The organism is Paenibacillus sp. W2I17 (assembly GCF_030815985.1).
Classification (GTDB): Bacteria; Bacillota; Bacilli; order Paenibacillales; family Paenibacillaceae; genus Paenibacillus.
On sequence record NZ_JAUSXM010000001.1, the window covers coordinates 3,940,304 to 3,955,145 of the forward strand.

The 14,842-nt window shown below is 48.2% G+C and carries 12 protein-coding genes and 3 rRNA genes; 1 reads left to right on the forward strand and 14 read right to left on the reverse strand.

Going from position 1 to position 14,842, the window contains the following annotated elements:
- Positions 1-4 precede the first annotated feature (4 nt).
- The 10 genes from QF041_RS17585 to QF041_RS17630 all read right to left on the reverse strand — a co-directional run bounded on the left by QF041_RS17585 (position 5) and on the right by QF041_RS17630 (position 11,834).
- Entirely contained in the window at positions 5-358 is a 354-nt protein-coding gene (locus tag QF041_RS17585; RefSeq protein WP_307415137.1) for a FlxA-like family protein, read from the reverse strand.
- Between the two features lie 278 nt (positions 359-636).
- Positions 637-753: ribosomal RNA gene (rrf, locus tag QF041_RS17590) — 5S ribosomal RNA — on the reverse strand.
- Positions 754-831: 78 nt separating this feature from the next.
- Positions 832-3,759 (reverse strand): 23S ribosomal RNA (locus QF041_RS17595).
- A gap of 310 nt (positions 3,760-4,069) precedes the next feature.
- A 16S ribosomal RNA gene (locus QF041_RS17600) occupies positions 4,070-5,622 on the reverse strand.
- Together the 16S, 23S and 5S rRNA genes form the textbook arrangement of a ribosomal RNA operon.
- Positions 5,623-6,159: 537 nt before the next feature.
- A complete protein-coding gene (locus QF041_RS17605) occupies positions 6,160-7,380 on the reverse strand; it encodes a TraB/GumN family protein (RefSeq protein ID WP_307415138.1) in 1,221 nt (406 codons plus the stop codon).
- Between the two features lie 138 nt (positions 7,381-7,518).
- Positions 7,519-8,814 (reverse strand): ABC transporter permease, encoded by a 1,296-nt coding sequence (locus QF041_RS17610; RefSeq protein ID WP_307415139.1) that lies wholly within the window; start codon positions 8,812-8,814, stop codon positions 7,519-7,521.
- Complete coding sequence (locus QF041_RS17615) at positions 8,807-9,709, reverse strand: ABC transporter ATP-binding protein (RefSeq protein WP_036668607.1); 903 nt, start codon at positions 9,707-9,709, stop codon at positions 8,807-8,809. Before QF041_RS17615 ends, QF041_RS17610 begins: the two co-directional genes overlap by 8 nt.
- A 20-nt stretch (positions 9,710-9,729) precedes the next feature.
- Complete coding sequence (locus tag QF041_RS17620) at positions 9,730-10,626, reverse strand: ATP-binding cassette domain-containing protein (RefSeq protein WP_221825741.1); 897 nt, start codon at positions 10,624-10,626, stop codon at positions 9,730-9,732.
- 15 nt (positions 10,627-10,641) lie between these two features.
- Positions 10,642-11,031, reverse strand: coding sequence for a GntR family transcriptional regulator (locus QF041_RS17625; RefSeq protein WP_307416995.1), 390 nt, complete (start codon positions 11,029-11,031; stop codon positions 10,642-10,644).
- An 89-nt stretch (positions 11,032-11,120) separates the two neighbouring features.
- A complete protein-coding gene (locus QF041_RS17630; RefSeq protein ID WP_307415140.1) occupies positions 11,121-11,834 on the reverse strand; it encodes a hypothetical protein in 714 nt (237 codons plus the stop codon).
- A 200-nt stretch (positions 11,835-12,034) separates the two neighbouring features.
- Here QF041_RS17630 and QF041_RS17635 point away from each other — a divergent pair, with 200 nt between their 5' ends.
- Positions 12,035-12,364: a hypothetical protein gene (locus QF041_RS17635; protein ID WP_307415141.1), complete on the forward strand. Its 330-nt coding sequence runs from the start codon at positions 12,035-12,037 to the stop codon at positions 12,362-12,364.
- 110 nt (positions 12,365-12,474) lie between these two features.
- Here QF041_RS17635 and QF041_RS17640 read toward each other — a convergent pair whose 3' ends face one another.
- The 4 genes from QF041_RS17640 to QF041_RS17655 all read right to left on the reverse strand — a co-directional run bounded on the left by QF041_RS17640 (position 12,475) and on the right by QF041_RS17655 (position 14,840).
- The gene (locus QF041_RS17640) at positions 12,475-12,846 is read right to left on the reverse strand and encodes a hypothetical protein (RefSeq protein WP_307415142.1); all 372 of its coding nucleotides are present in this window, start codon (positions 12,844-12,846) and stop codon (positions 12,475-12,477) included.
- Between the two features lie 142 nt (positions 12,847-12,988).
- Positions 12,989-13,453 (reverse strand): DUF420 domain-containing protein, encoded by a 465-nt coding sequence (locus QF041_RS17645; RefSeq protein ID WP_036613174.1) that lies wholly within the window; start codon positions 13,451-13,453, stop codon positions 12,989-12,991.
- Between the two features lie 34 nt (positions 13,454-13,487).
- On the reverse strand, positions 13,488-14,411 hold the full coding sequence (ctaG, locus tag QF041_RS17650; protein WP_307415143.1) for a cytochrome c oxidase assembly factor CtaG: 924 nt from the start codon (positions 14,409-14,411) through the stop codon (positions 13,488-13,490).
- Between the two features lie 108 nt (positions 14,412-14,519).
- Positions 14,520-14,840, reverse strand: a complete 321-nt coding sequence (locus QF041_RS17655) for a cytochrome C oxidase subunit IV family protein (protein ID WP_036613178.1) — start codon at positions 14,838-14,840, stop codon at positions 14,520-14,522.
- Positions 14,841-14,842: the final 2 nt, after the last annotated feature.

Sequence of the window (14,842 nt, forward strand, 5' to 3'; positions counted from 1 at the left end):
GTCATTAGATGCGTATATCAAATCGGCCATTACTGTCTGTCGTTGCGTTTGCAATCTCCTTAGGTGTAGCTACACCCATTCCGTTGGACAGAGGTTCGGCAGGTGGCGCCTCCTTCGCAACGGCTGTACCGACTCCTGGAGAACTTTGCTGTGCAATCTGTGCATCAATCTGCTTGATCTGCTGTTCAAGCTGTTTGGTCTTTGTCTTCTTAGTCTGCTCATCATCCTTGCTGGATTGCACTTTCTCCAGTTGAGCCTCAAGCTTCGTCTTTTGTTTCTCCAAGCTACTTGAATGGTCCGAACTCGAAGATGACGATATGTAAGATGTAGTGGAACTAGCTGTAGAAGATATATTCATTATGGTTCTCCTCCTCTTTACTTGGCTTCACTATACTCTATCCCACTGAAACGTACGTTAAATTCAACTGAAAGGTTGCTGAAGGAGCTAAGAATCAGAAGTCGAACAGATGGAAGTATGTATATCAGCATTAATCCGTAGTCCAATTATTAATACTGAGAGTCTTCATATAAATGATTATATTGATGCTGTCTTATCTATATAGTTAGTTTGTTTCTCGGCAGAAAAATAGTAACAAAAAAAGACACACTCGATATTATCAAGTGTGTCTTCCTATTGCTTGGCGGCGTCCTACTCTCCCAGGACCCTGCGGTCCAAGTACCATCGGCGCTAGAGGGCTTAACGGTCGTGTTCGGGATGGGTACGTGTGGAACCCCTCCGCCATCGCCACCAAACGCATAGCTTAGCTTATATTCAGAGATCGTTCTCTGAAAACTAGATTCGAAACGAAACATGCGAATTACAACTTGCTATTGGATAAGCCCTCGACCGATTAGTACTGGTCAGCTCCATGCATTGCTGCACTTCCACCCCCAGCCTATCTACCTCGTCGTCTTCAAGGGGTCTTACATACTGGGAAATCTCATCTTGAGGGGGGCTTCACGCTTAGATGCTTTCAGCGTTTATCCCGTCCGTACATAGCTACCCAGCGGTGCTCCTGGCGGAACAACTGGTACACCAGCGGTACGTCCATCCCGGTCCTCTCGTACTAAGGACAGCTCCTCTCAAATTTCCTACGCCCACGACAGATAGGGACCGAACTGTCTCACGACGTTCTGAACCCAGCTCGCGTACCGCTTTAATGGGCGAACAGCCCAACCCTTGGGACCTACTTCAGCCCCAGGATGCGATGAGCCGACATCGAGGTGCCAAACCTCCCCGTCGATGTGGACTCTTGGGGGAGATAAGCCTGTTATCCCCAGGGTAGCTTTTATCCGTTGAGCGATGGCCCTTCCATGCGGTACCACCGGATCACTAAGCCCGACTTTCGTCCCTGCTCGACTTGTAGGTCTCGCAGTCAAGCTCCCTTATGCCTTTGCACTCTTCGAATGATTTCCAACCATTCTGAGGGAACCTTTGGGCGCCTCCGTTACTCTTTAGGAGGCGACCGCCCCAGTCAAACTGCCCACCTGACACTGTCCCCGCACCGGATTACGGTACCAGGTTAGAACCTAGATACGATCAGGGTGGTATCCCAACGTTGCCTCCATGCAAGCTGGCGCTCACACTTCAAAGGCTCCCACCTATCCTGTACAGATCGTACCCAAATTCAATATCAAGCTGCAGTAAAGCTCCATGGGGTCTTTCCGTCTTGTCGCGGGTAACCTGCATCTTCACAGGTATTAAAATTTCACCGGATCTCTCGTTGAGACAGCGCCCAAGTCGTTACGCCATTCGTGCGGGTCAGAATTTACCTGACAAGGAATTTCGCTACCTTAGGACCGTTATAGTTACGGCCGCCGTTTACTGGGGCTTCGGTTCACAGCTTCGGGATTACTCCCTAACCACTCCCCTTAACCTTCCAGCACCGGGCAGGCGTCAGCCCGTATACTTCGCCTTACGGCTTCGCACAGACCTGTGTTTTTGCTAAACAGTCGCTTGGGCCTTTTCACTGCGGCCCCCTCGTGCTATTCACACTACCGGGGCACCCCTTCTCCCGAAGTTACGGGGTCATTTTGCCGAGTTCCTTAACGAGAGTTCTTCCGCGCGCCTTAGAATACTCTTCTCGCCTACCTGTGTCGGTTTGCGGTACGGGCACCTTCACCTGGCTAGAGGCTTTTCTTGGCAGTGTGAGATCATGACCTTCGCTACTATAATTTTCGCTCCCCATCACAGCTCAGCCTTACAATGTGCGGATTTGCCTACACATCAGCCTCACTGCTTAGACGGACATCCATCAGTCCGCGTCACTACCCTACTGCGTCCCCCCATTGCTCATAACGGCTTACGGTGGTACAGGAATTTCGACCTGTTGTCCTTCGACTACGCCTTTCGGCCTCGCCTTAGGTCCCGACTTACCCTGAGCGGACGAGCCTTCCTCAGGAACCCTTAGGCTTTCGGCGGATCAGATTCTCACTGATCTTTTCGTTACTCATACCGGCATTCTCACTTGTATAATGTCCAGCGCTCCTTACGGTACACCTTCAACCCTTATACAACGCTCCCCTACCCCTGATGCAAAGCATCAAGCCATAGCTTCGGTGGTGTGTTTAGCCCCGTTACATTTTCGGCGCAGAGTCACTCGACCAGTGAGCTATTACGCACTCTTTCAATGGTGGCTGCTTCTAAGCCAACATCCTGGTTGTCTGTGCAACTCCACATCCTTTCCCACTTAACACACACTTGGGGACCTTAGCTGATGGTCTGGGCTGTTTCCCTTTTGACAATGGATCTTAGCACTCACTGTCTGACTCCCGGAAGTAAGTCTATGGCATTCGGAGTTTGACTGAGCTTGGTAACCCTTGCGGGCCCCGCACCCAATCAGTGCTCTACCTCCACGACTCTGTTTTCCGAGGCTAGCCCTAAAGCTATTTCGGGGAGAACCAGCTATCTCCGAGTTCGATTGGAATTTCTCCGCTACCCCCACCTCATCCCCGCATTTTTCAACATGCGTGGGTTCGGGCCTCCAGTGCGTGTTACCGCACCTTCACCCTGGACAGGGGTAGATCACCCGGTTTCGGGTCTACGTCCACGTACTATATCGCCCTATTCAGACTCGCTTTCGCTGCGGCTCCGGCTCTTCACCTTAACCTTGCACGGGAACGTAACTCGCCGGTTCATTCTACAAAAGGCACGCCATCACCCCTAAAACGGGCTCTGACTTTTTGTAAGCACACGGTTTCAGGTTCTATTTCACTCCCCTTCCGGGGTGCTTTTCACCTTTCCCTCACGGTACTGCTTCACTATCGGTCGCTAGGAAGTATTTAGCCTTGGCAGATGGTCCTGCCGGATTCATACGGGGTTTCACGTGCCCCGCACTACTCGGGATCCGTCTCGGAGGGAACCAACTTTCAACTACAGGGCTTTTACCTTCTTTGGCGGGCCTTTCCAGACCTCTTCGCTTAACCGGTTCCTTTGTAACTCCATGTGAGACGTCCCACAACCCCAAAGAGCAAGCTCTTTGGTTTGGGCTTCTCCGCGTTCGCTCGCCGCTACTGACGGAATCACTATTGTTTTCTCATCCTCAGGGTACTTAGATGTTTCAGTTCCCCTGGTATGCCTCTACACAACCTATGTATTCAGTTGTGAGTAACTGGAAATTACCCCAGCTGGGTTTCCCCATTCGGACACCCCCGGATCAAAGCTTGCTTACAGCTCCCCGAGGCAGTTTCGTTGTTCGCCACGTCCTTCATCGGCTCCTAGCGCCTAGGCATCCTCCGTGTGCTCTTAGTAGCTTAACCTCGTGCTCCGGTTTCGACTGCTCGCTTCCCTTGTTTTGCTTGCGCAAAGCCAAAAGTCGCTCCCATTCGATACCATCGTACGTGCAATCTACCGTTTTTATTGAAACTTGTTTACACAAGTTCAGCTAAAAAGGAATGTTCTAATTCGCGTTTGTTTCGTTTCGATATCTAGTTTTCAAAGAACAAGCTCCATGCAAAAGCAAGCTGTTTGAGAGTTTGAGCTCTCAAAACTGAGCAACGAGTGAGTAACTAGCCGACCTGGCTAGATTTTGTATTTGAATGTTTCCACTCGGGAAACGATTCTCCATAGAAAGGAGGTGATCCAGCCGCACCTTCCGATACGGCTACCTTGTTACGACTTCACCCCAATCATCTATCCCACCTTCGGCGGCTGGCTCCTTGCGGTTACCCCACCGACTTCGGGTGTTATAAACTCTCGTGGTGTGACGGGCGGTGTGTACAAGACCCGGGAACGTATTCACCGCGGCATGCTGATCCGCGATTACTAGCAATTCCGACTTCATGCAGGCGAGTTGCAGCCTGCAATCCGAACTGAGACCGGCTTTGTTGGGATTGGCTCCATCTCGCGATTTCGCAGCCCGTTGTACCGGCCATTGTAGTACGTGTGTAGCCCAGGTCATAAGGGGCATGATGATTTGACGTCATCCCCACCTTCCTCCGGTTTGTCACCGGCAGTCTATCTAGAGTGCCCACCCGAAGTGCTGGCAACTAAATATAAGGGTTGCGCTCGTTGCGGGACTTAACCCAACATCTCACGACACGAGCTGACGACAACCATGCACCACCTGTCTCCTCTGTCCCGAAGGAAAGGTACATCTCTGTACCGGTCAGAGGGATGTCAAGACCTGGTAAGGTTCTTCGCGTTGCTTCGAATTAAACCACATACTCCACTGCTTGTGCGGGTCCCCGTCAATTCCTTTGAGTTTCAGTCTTGCGACCGTACTCCCCAGGCGGAGTGCTTAATGTGTTAACTTCGGCACCAAGGGTATCGAAACCCCTAACACCTAGCACTCATCGTTTACGGCGTGGACTACCAGGGTATCTAATCCTGTTTGCTCCCCACGCTTTCGCGCCTCAGCGTCAGTTACAGCCCAGAGAGTCGCCTTCGCCACTGGTGTTCCTCCACATATCTACGCATTTCACCGCTACACGTGGAATTCCACTCTCCTCTTCTGCACTCAAGTCACCCAGTTTCCAGTGCGATCCGGGGTTGAGCCCCGGGATTAAACACCAGACTTAAATGACCGCCTGCGCGCGCTTTACGCCCAATAATTCCGGACAACGCTTGCCCCCTACGTATTACCGCGGCTGCTGGCACGTAGTTAGCCGGGGCTTTCTTCTCAGGTACCGTCACCTTGAGAGCAGTTACTCTCCCAAGCGTTCTTCCCTGGCAACAGAGCTTTACGATCCGAAAACCTTCATCACTCACGCGGCATTGCTCCGTCAGGCTTTCGCCCATTGCGGAAGATTCCCTACTGCTGCCTCCCGTAGGAGTCTGGGCCGTGTCTCAGTCCCAGTGTGGCCGATCACCCTCTCAGGTCGGCTACGCATCGTCGCCTTGGTGAGCCGTTACCTCACCAACTAGCTAATGCGCCGCAGGCCCATCCCCAAGTGACAGATTGCTCCGTCTTTCCAGTTCTCTTCAGGCGAAAAAAACAACTATTCGGTATTAGCTACCGTTTCCGGTAGTTGTCCCAAACTTGAGGGCAGGTTGCCTACGTGTTACTCACCCGTCCGCCGCTAACCATCAGAGAAGCAAGCTTCTCTTCAAGTCCGCTCGACTTGCATGTATTAGGCATGCCGCCAGCGTTCGTCCTGAGCCAGGATCAAACTCTCCAATAAAGTATTGAAAAGAGCGATAAGCTCATTTTGAATCTGACGAGATTAAAAATCTCATTTGTGCTCCAGTCGATCCAAGCCAAGGCTTGTCTCCAACTTTCGCGTTCATTCTGCAAGCAGAATGTTTACTCACTCGTTGTTCAGTTTTCAAAGATCAAACTTATTTTGTTACCGAATGTCGTTCTCTTCAGCAACTCTTATATAATATCATGTCCGAACCAACTTTGCAAGCTCTTTTTTTAAGTTTCTTTCGAAGCTTATTTCATTCGCTTGCCGCACCGTGTATCTCGTGTTTTTTTGGCCGGAAATAGAATATACCATGTAGAACACAAACTTGTAAAGAGTTAATTTCAAAACATATCAAATCCACGATCTAACCATATTAAGGACCTTCAATCTACCATGAACTCTTAGGTTCAATTGTATTATCCTGCAGCTTGATCTTCTTTATTAAATCTGTCTTTCTTCTATATATAAGAAGGTAACCCTCTCAACTCTCATATTCGAGACGAAAGGGTTACCTTCTATAGTAATCTATATTTATTTCCGTTCTACTTTATATCCTTTATCCTCAAGCAGTTTCACGATGCCGTGATCGCCCAGGTAGTGTGCTGCACCAACAACAATGAAATATTCCTCACCTTTGCCGTTTTTCAAGTAACCATCGATTTTGTCCGCCATACCAATGTTACGATCAACCAGCATTGCTTTGTTATATTCCTCGTTAGTGGAGAAGCTGTTTGTCAGTTCAAGCAGTTGCTCGTCATTACCCGTTTTCCACATCTCAGCCATTTCTTTCACACTGTTATCCAACACGTCGAAGTTTTCGATTGTCGCTTTCAGTGTTTCCTCTTGTGTTTCTTTGGAAAAGTCGTTAAACATGCCAAGTTGAGATTGATAACTCTCCAACTCAATAACTGGAAGTTTGCGCTCGATCGCTTTCTGGATGAAATACAGATCCACTCCTGCTGACGCTTCGTATCCTGCCGTTGTGGACTTCAAACTTGCAAGTGTGCTCTCTACCACCCAAGGCTTAAATGCATCCAAAGCGTTAGACTCCAGACCATTTTTCTTCAATACATCACCCAGCTTAGTATACGTTTCACTGGAAATGTGGTCTTTCAGTGTTGTTCCATCTTGATACGAACCCAGACTTAAAACCAGCTTTTGCTGCTCTTCATCAGCGGCTTTGCTAATATCAATCTCTACCCCGAGATAGTCGGCTTCCGCAAACGCTTCTTCAAACTCCGGACGCAATGGATAGAAGCTCTCATCGGCAATATGCATGGACCCTACCAGATAGACCGTGTTGCCATTGCTTTCAACTTCCCACATGAAGCCACGTCCACCGGTTTGCGCAGTTTCAGTTGCTCCCCCTTTGGATACCAACAGCACGGTGCGCGTTGCAGCATCCCAGCGAACTTCATAACCTGCAGCATCACCGACGATGCGGATTGGCGCATACGTTACACCGTTGATTCGTGTAAGCTTGCTTTTGAGTGTAATCGTTTTGCCATCTACTACAGCCGTGATAGTATCATCTGTCGCAGTTGTTAGCTTCACGTCCATAGCATCCAGCGTAGTCCGCAGTGGAACTAATGTTATACCTTTCTCCAGGATCGGTGCTCCTGTAGCATATTGCACAGCTTGATCATTAACCTTGACGGAAGTTCCTTGTGGAGCAGCCATAGCTGGTACTGCAGATGCGAGCAAACCTGCCGAGATTGTAAGAGATAAGAGCATGCGTTTCCAATTCTTCATATTATGTAATCTCCTTTATTGAATATAGTTGCCAATCCAATTTTTAATAGAATAGACATACTTAGATACTACGGTTAAAGATGGGAATTGGTGCCGCTCCAAAAACGGAGCAGCACTTTATCCCTTCAAACACTCAACCTAGATCTTATAAGCCTTCATCGCTTTAAACAATTCCTTGAAGGTTGGACGTTTACCGTACATCAGCACACCCGTGCGATAGATTTTGGCTGCAAGCCATCCGAAGATGATAATGGATACAATGAGAATCGCTAAGGACGTTAGAATTTCCCAGGTTGGCGCAACTCCTGCGCCGATTCGTACCAGAATCGCGGTCGGCGACGTGAATGGAATGAAGCTTGCGATTTTCAACAACAGAATGTTCGGTGTAGAAATACTGAAGATCGCAATATAGAAGGAAACAAGCGACAACATCGTAATCGGCAGAACAGCCTGACCGAGTTCTTCAGTACGGCTTACCATTGAACCAATGGCAGCGAACAACACGGCATACAGGAAGTAACCCAGAATGTAGAATATGAGTCCGTACACAATAACCGCAATATTCACATCACTTACATTCATATTGAAGTCACCTAGTACTGCACGGTTATGCGGCAGCAAGATATTTCCGGCAACTACCGCTCCGAAAATCCCGATTTGCAGCATCCCCACCATGAAAATCCCGATGATTTTACCAAACATCTGACTGAGCGGTGATACACTCGTAATCAGAATCTCCATAATACGCGAGCTCTTCTCAGCTGTGATCTCGGAGGCAATCATGTTACCTGTCATCATCGTTGAGGTAAACAGCAGGATGATCAGCAAGTACACCACAATATAGTTAATCGGGCTCATTTTACCTTCAGACTCAGTACCTGCTCCGCTCTCATCTGTACTCAAACTTTGCTCGGTGAGCTTCACAGGTGTTGTAATCAGTTCCTTCTGCTCCGCTGTGAGTACATCCTTCACAACCACATCCAGCTTCACACTCTGCAACGCTGCTTCAATGGATGCAATGATCTGAGGTGATACGTCTTCTGCTGAATATAGAATGGGCTGCGGGAACTCTTGCCCGGAAACAGCTTCAAACTTCAGATAACCATCGGTAAGCCCTGCTTCCACATCCGCCGCAAGAGCAGCCTCATCTTTATCCCCACTGGCAATGAATCGATAGGCCTGATCTCCTTGAGCCGCAGAGAAGCTCTCCAGTTTCTCAGAAACTTCAGGCTGCCCTGTACTCAAAAGACCAATATTTACAGGATTACTGCTTGAAGCTCCACCAATGGAACCCCCATTGAATAAGGTAATGAAATACGGGACATTGAGTCCGATTGAAATTAAAAGTGCAAGTACAATGGTCGTTACCATGAATGATTTCGTTTTAACTTTGTTTTTAAATGTAAAACCTGTAATCGTTCCCATTTTATTCATTCGACTCACCTACCTCACGAATAAAGATTTGGTTAAGCGTTGGTTCCTTCAGTTCAAAGTGTTCCACTGTCGTCTGAGTCATGGCTGTTCTCAGAATCTCTTGAGCCGCTTCCACCTGACTAATATGTATCAGGTACCCACGCTCATTCCGCTCGACTTTCTTCACACCAGACAACTGTTCGAGTCCTTCCACACTACCAATCGTACCCAGGAATACCTGTTCACGCGGATACCGGCTCTTGATCTCCTTGATCTCTCCTTGTACCACCGTGTTGGAACGATGCAGAATGGTGATCTGACGACACAACTCTTCAACGTGCTCCATACGGTGTGTTGAGAACAGAATGGCCGTGCCTTCGTCACGCAATTCCTTGACGGTGGACTTGAGTAATTCCACATTCACAGGATCCAGCCCGCTGAACGCTTCATCCAGAATAAGAATCTGCGGTCTATGCACTACGGCTGCGATAAAGCCCATTTTCTGCTGATTACCTTTGGATAACTCCTCGATCTTCTTATCGTAATACTCAGGTACCTCAAACCGATTCAGCCAGTACTTGAGGCTCTGATCTGCGTCCTTACCATTCATGCCACGAAGTCGTGCCAGGTAATTAATCTGTTCGCTGACTTTCACCTTCGGGTACAATCCGCGCTCTTCCGGAAGATAACCCATAATCTGTTGCAGCTCCGTATTATAGGGCTTGCCGTTGTACAGGATATTCCCTCCGTCAGGGTGAATCAGTCCAAGCACCATACGCATTGTTGTTGTTTTACCCGCACCATTGGCTCCGAGCAATCCGTAAATCTCCCCCTCTTTTACATTGAGCGTGACTCCATTAACTGCTGTTTTGTCTGCATATTGCTTGACGACTTGCTTCAATTCCAATCGGTTCATCATTTATCGTCTCCCTTCGGTTATTTCCACTGTACGGGTGCATACCCGGCAATCCAGAATGCCAGCACTTCATCCAATTCCAAGTTACGGATTTTCAATACTCGGTTATTCGACAGCTCCAGCCTTTCCTGCGCTTCGCTGACCCGGGTTGTAATTACGCGAACCAGACCTCCCTCTTCCAAAGAAGATTCCACAACACCGGGGATACTCTCTGGCCTTAAATCTCCTTCATACCAGACTTCTTTCCACTGATCGAGCACCATATCTTTCTCGGCCATCCCCAGTGACTGACCACGGTGCATCAATACGATGTAATCCGCAAGCCTTTTGACTTCGTCCGCAATATGTGTGGCAATCAGAATCGTGGTGTCTCCCCCCGCCATGAAGGTACGGAACTGCTCAACCATCACTTTCCAGGCAAAGGGGTCCAGTCCTGATGAAGGCTCATCCAAAAGCAATAGTCTTGGGCGAGCTGCAATTGCAGCTGCAATCTCAAATTTTCGCCGTTCTCCCTTGGACATCTTGTTCAGCTTCACATCAACAGGTACTTCCATATCCTGAATCAGTTGGTCGAACAACTTCATATCCCAACGTGGGTACCAGTACGCCCGGAAATGGGCTGCTTCCTGTGCTGTTATCCGGTTCTCTTCTGAACCAGCGTTATCTGCCACAAAACCAATCTGTTGTCTCAGTTCAATAGGAAGTGGCCCATCATGTTCCTGACCAAACCATATAATCTGCCCAGCATCTGGCAGCACCACTTGCTGTAACATGTTAAGAAGGGTGCTTTTGCCTGAACCGTTGTGACCGAGAATAGCGACTATATACCCTTCCGGGATGGTCAGATCAATTGGGCCAATAACTCTGCGTTTTCGCATTTTGGATACGCCGTTCAACTGGATTGCTATGGGTTCCACGTATGAATCACTCCCTTACTTCACGTAAATAGCCTTCAGGACTTCCCGAAACAGGCTCTCCATCTCTTCTTCCGTACAGCCTACCGATTTCCCGGACTGCACCGCTGCCTGCATCGCTTCCTTTGCGGCCTTTAATCTATAATTTTCTCTGTCGCCGGCTTCTACCTGGGCCACAAATGTACCTGTCCCCTGCTTCGTACGAAGCAAGCCTTCATTCTCCAGATCCTGATAGACCCGTCTAACCGTAATAACACTGCAATTCAGTGCTCCGGCGAACTCACGAATGGACGGCAAATGTGTTCCCTCCCCCAACTGACCTGTAATAATTAATGATCTTAACTGATTTTCAATTTGGTGGTATAAAGGTTCAGCGCTATTTTCATTAATTTGAATGGGTATTTTCACATCTTGCACCTCGCCCTCCGGTACACTCCAGTCTGTTACCTGACCGTGCCGGTTTCATCCTGTATTCGTACATAAGCTCAATTCTCATTTTAATTCAAATCCCGATGAACCAGCTTCTTCAGCGTAAAACGACTAGACAGCCATAATCCCGCTATGCCAGCCACCAGAGAAATCCACATGATCGGGGAAAGCAGCCCCCATGATCTACTTCCATCCATTACAATCCGCAATCCGTAACTGCCTGACATTCGAATCAGTATGGATATGCCAATAGCGATTGGTATAAAAAGCGTACTGAGAAGCAAGTATTTCTTGCCACTGTTCAGAAACTCTCCGTAAATATAAAATCCTGTTACCAAAAGGCCATAACCTGTACAGGTAAGGCTAAAGGCCAGATACTGATCCCATCGGAATCCTTCGGCATGAAGGTTAACCACGTATAATGATCCGTAGAAAAAGATCCCATTGTACGTAAACGCCATCAGAGACTGCTGTAGCCTGGACCACATCACCACTTGTTCAGGGATGGGAATTCTACGATAGTAGGCCAGCATCTGCGTATAAGAATCCTCGTGTATGTAACGGAAGGATCGCCTGCAGAACATAAACCCTTGAAATGGCAACATAATTAAAAAGAAGGAATCCACTACTGGATTAATGAAATCTGTCTGTTGTTGTCCTACTAACATCACACCGCTCATGCCGCCAGTGTATATCATGAATAATGCAGACCATAGCCATTGGAGCTTATCCTTACTCATCTGGCTGCGGGTCAACCACCACGCCTGCTTCCATTCGTTCATATGCATGCCTGCCTTTCACCTGTCATTCACTCATGTTGCTTACTGTTATTACTGTGTATATCAATATACACAGTATATAGACCCAATCCCCATCCCGTCAACCCCTAATTTTCCTGAATCAGGAAGACGGGATGGGACACAGTACGAATTTACGTTAAAATAAATTAAAGTAACGAATCAAAGAAAGGAAGGTTACAGCTATGGATTGGCTGGTAGAGATCGGATTTGTTCTCCTTTTCCTTATCGTCGTTATCTGGTTGGTCCTCCGGGATGAGCCTCATCGTCATTCTGCCAAAAAAGGCAGACACCGCATCCGTCGTAACAACGGTAATACCGACTCTGCTTCGGGATATCCGGTCATTACAGGAGATGGCTCCTACGATCGACATGCCAAACACACACCGGATCACAAACATCATGATTCGGATTCTTCATCAGACACACATTCTCATCACAACAGCGATAGTGGTAGCAGCAATGACAGCAGTGGGGGTAGTGGCGGCGGAGACAGTGGGGGTGGCGGGGATTAAACATCATTTCCCAATCACAAAAGAAGGGCTGTACCCGTTATTGTGTAAACACAATTCGGGTACAGCCCTTTGCCGCTCTCTAGCACCTGTTAGAAGAAGAGGCCTTACGATTAAACCAGGTTATAGCCACTAGGCAGACTGCGATCCCTGCGGATTGCGCGAATCTGAGCCAGCGTTAACCGTTGATTGGTGGAGATCAGGGATTCCGCATCATTGCCACGGATCAGATCATCCAAATCTCTCAAGTTGGTGTTGCCTCGGAAGACCCGGAATCCACCTTGGAAGTTAGGACGTGTAAACACAACCAGTGTTGCATTGGAACTTGTTGAGAAAAAGCGCAGGCTCTCCACCCCATCCAAAATATTGTCCAGGTTACGAAGACCCGTGTTGCCACGATAGATGCGGCTTCTCCCTCTGTAGTTCTCTTCTGAGTACACGGTAAGACGTGGATACGTTTGACTGACGTTGACTGTTTTTTTCATTTTGTTTCCCCCTCTCGAACTCATTCTATGAACGAATGAGAGGGAAAGCGTGGACGAATGATCTGCTAGATTCGTCCATTTTCATATTTTCAGAAGAGAGTAGTGACGCACGCCCGAGTAGCCGGAGGTTATATCTATACTTTTATACGCCGAGGATAACTTCCCATACCGGACGTGTATGACCACCAGGATATAAGAGATATAACAGAACATACACAACAACACCTGTTAGCGCCGATCCGAACCAGATCATGGACGTGAACTTACCCCAGCGGCGATGTGTTCCAAACTTCTTTTTGAACCCCAGCACCAGTGTGGAGATGCCGAATATCGCTGCCACGGTAGCGAGGATAATATGAAAGATCAGAAATATCCGATAAAAGATCTCCAGATCCGGGTCCCCGCCCCAAGCCGTATTACCCACGAACACTGTACGAGACATATAGATCACAAAGAAGATTAGAGCTGCAATCGCACCTGCTACCATGGCGGACTGATGAGCCTCACGTTTACCCCGAATAATCAGTACCCATCCAATCCCCACCAGTACTGCACTAATCACAATGAAAGAAGTACTGATCGTTGGTAGCCAAAAATACATATCCATCGTGTGTTCCCCCTCTTGTCAGAACATTACTTCATTATTTGGCAGCCGGATTGAGCGGCCCCCCTGCGCCCCCTGCAGGATACGAATCATCATCATCTTCCTGCTTCTCTTTCCGATACCATTGGAAAAAGACATAAGCCAGCATGGAGGCAAAGATTCCTTCCTGAATAAACTTCATTACAATGCCACCGACCTGCTGATCTTCTTTCGCAGAAGACAGGAAATTGAAGAACGCAGGCCCACCGAATGAGCGAAGTAACGCCGTAGAATCTCCAGACACACAATACCGCATTGCTTCAGCCCATACTGCCGGGTTGCTGTACGTCTGATACAACGGCTCGGCCGCAAAAATAATCAATCCACACGCAGGCGTGAGCAGTACCATATTCAGAAAAATAAAACCAATCTTGGATAACCCCGATGCTTGTCTGCCTTCTGGCAACGGATTCAGCAATGTCCACCACATGAGCATCGAGGTGATGAACAATGCAATATAATACAACCGGTGAACGGTAAAATTCAGCATGACGTAATCATGTACAATCGGTAGGTGATACAGCGAAAACAGCCCGTTAAAGAGTACTGCCGCAACGATCGGATGAGCCAGAAACGATAGCTGTCGTGTAGGCAACCAGCGCACGATTCTGCGCCATACCCAGATCGGCAAACCTTTCATCATCAGCGGCGGGGCTACCAGATAGGAGAACGCCATGCTCACCATATGGAAGCTAAACATCACGTGACCAAGCAAATTAAATGGTCCAGCCTGAGCCAGATACAGGACAAACAACCCTGTAATAAACATGATTCTCTGTGCAGCAGTCGCAGGTTCTGCATCCTTTATTTGCTCGCTTAACGGCCCCACAAGCACCAAATAAGCCGCAGCAATGATCAGAAATAAAGCCAATATAAGCGGACTCCATAAATCGTTGAAGCTAAAATATTGCAACCCGAGCATACGGGAAACCTCCCCGTGACCTGATTTGGTTGTTGCCTTCATTACTTTGTGAAGATTCATTCGCCAAAAAGGGGAAAAGACGGCGGCATTGCGCCGCCGCCATCTCTTTTACCACCAGACCCAATAGAGTGCCATAATGATGCACGTAAAGGCTACGAAAAAGCCAAAGGCCATGAACAGAATCGGCATCAAGTGCCCTTTGTCCTTTAAGTGCATCCAGTAACCCAATTGAACGAATACTTGAAGAATAGCCATGACGAGCAAAATAATAATGATAAAGGTTGTGTTGACCCCTCCGGCAGAAGCAGCCGCAAACGCAATCAGCGTGAGAATAATGGAGAAGATAAACACCACGACGTGTTTCTGTGGCCCTTCCGTCCGGTGACGGTGTTTCACAGGCTGTTGATCTGTCTTATCCTGTGCCGACATGT

What these genes read in the sequence shown, in the direction of transcription:
- QF041_RS17615 (WP_036668607.1), bottom strand. Translation starts at nt 9,709, where the DNA reads ATGAACCGATTGGAATTGAAGCAAGTCGTCAAGCAATATGCAGACAAA.
- QF041_RS17585 (WP_307415137.1), bottom strand. Translation starts at nt 358, where the DNA reads ATGAATATATCTTCTACAGCTAGTTCCACTACATCTTACATATCGTCA.
- QF041_RS17655 (WP_036613178.1), bottom strand. Translation starts at nt 14,840, where the DNA reads ATGTCGGCACAGGATAAGACAGATCAACAGCCTGTGAAACACCGTCAC.
- QF041_RS17605 (WP_307415138.1), bottom strand. Translation starts at nt 7,380, where the DNA reads ATGAAGAATTGGAAACGCATGCTCTTATCTCTTACAATCTCGGCAGGT.
- QF041_RS17630 (WP_307415140.1), bottom strand. Translation starts at nt 11,834, where the DNA reads ATGAACGAATGGAAGCAGGCGTGGTGGTTGACCCGCAGCCAGATGAGT.
- QF041_RS17645 (WP_036613174.1), bottom strand. Translation starts at nt 13,453, where the DNA reads ATGGATATGTATTTTTGGCTACCAACGATCAGTACTTCTTTCATTGTG.
- QF041_RS17610 (WP_307415139.1), bottom strand. Translation starts at nt 8,814, where the DNA reads ATGAATAAAATGGGAACGATTACAGGTTTTACATTTAAAAACAAAGTT.
- QF041_RS17635 (WP_307415141.1), top strand. Translation starts at nt 12,035, where the DNA reads ATGGATTGGCTGGTAGAGATCGGATTTGTTCTCCTTTTCCTTATCGTC.
- QF041_RS17640 (WP_307415142.1), bottom strand. Translation starts at nt 12,846, where the DNA reads ATGAAAAAAACAGTCAACGTCAGTCAAACGTATCCACGTCTTACCGTG.
- ctaG (WP_307415143.1), bottom strand. Translation starts at nt 14,411, where the DNA reads ATGCTCGGGTTGCAATATTTTAGCTTCAACGATTTATGGAGTCCGCTT.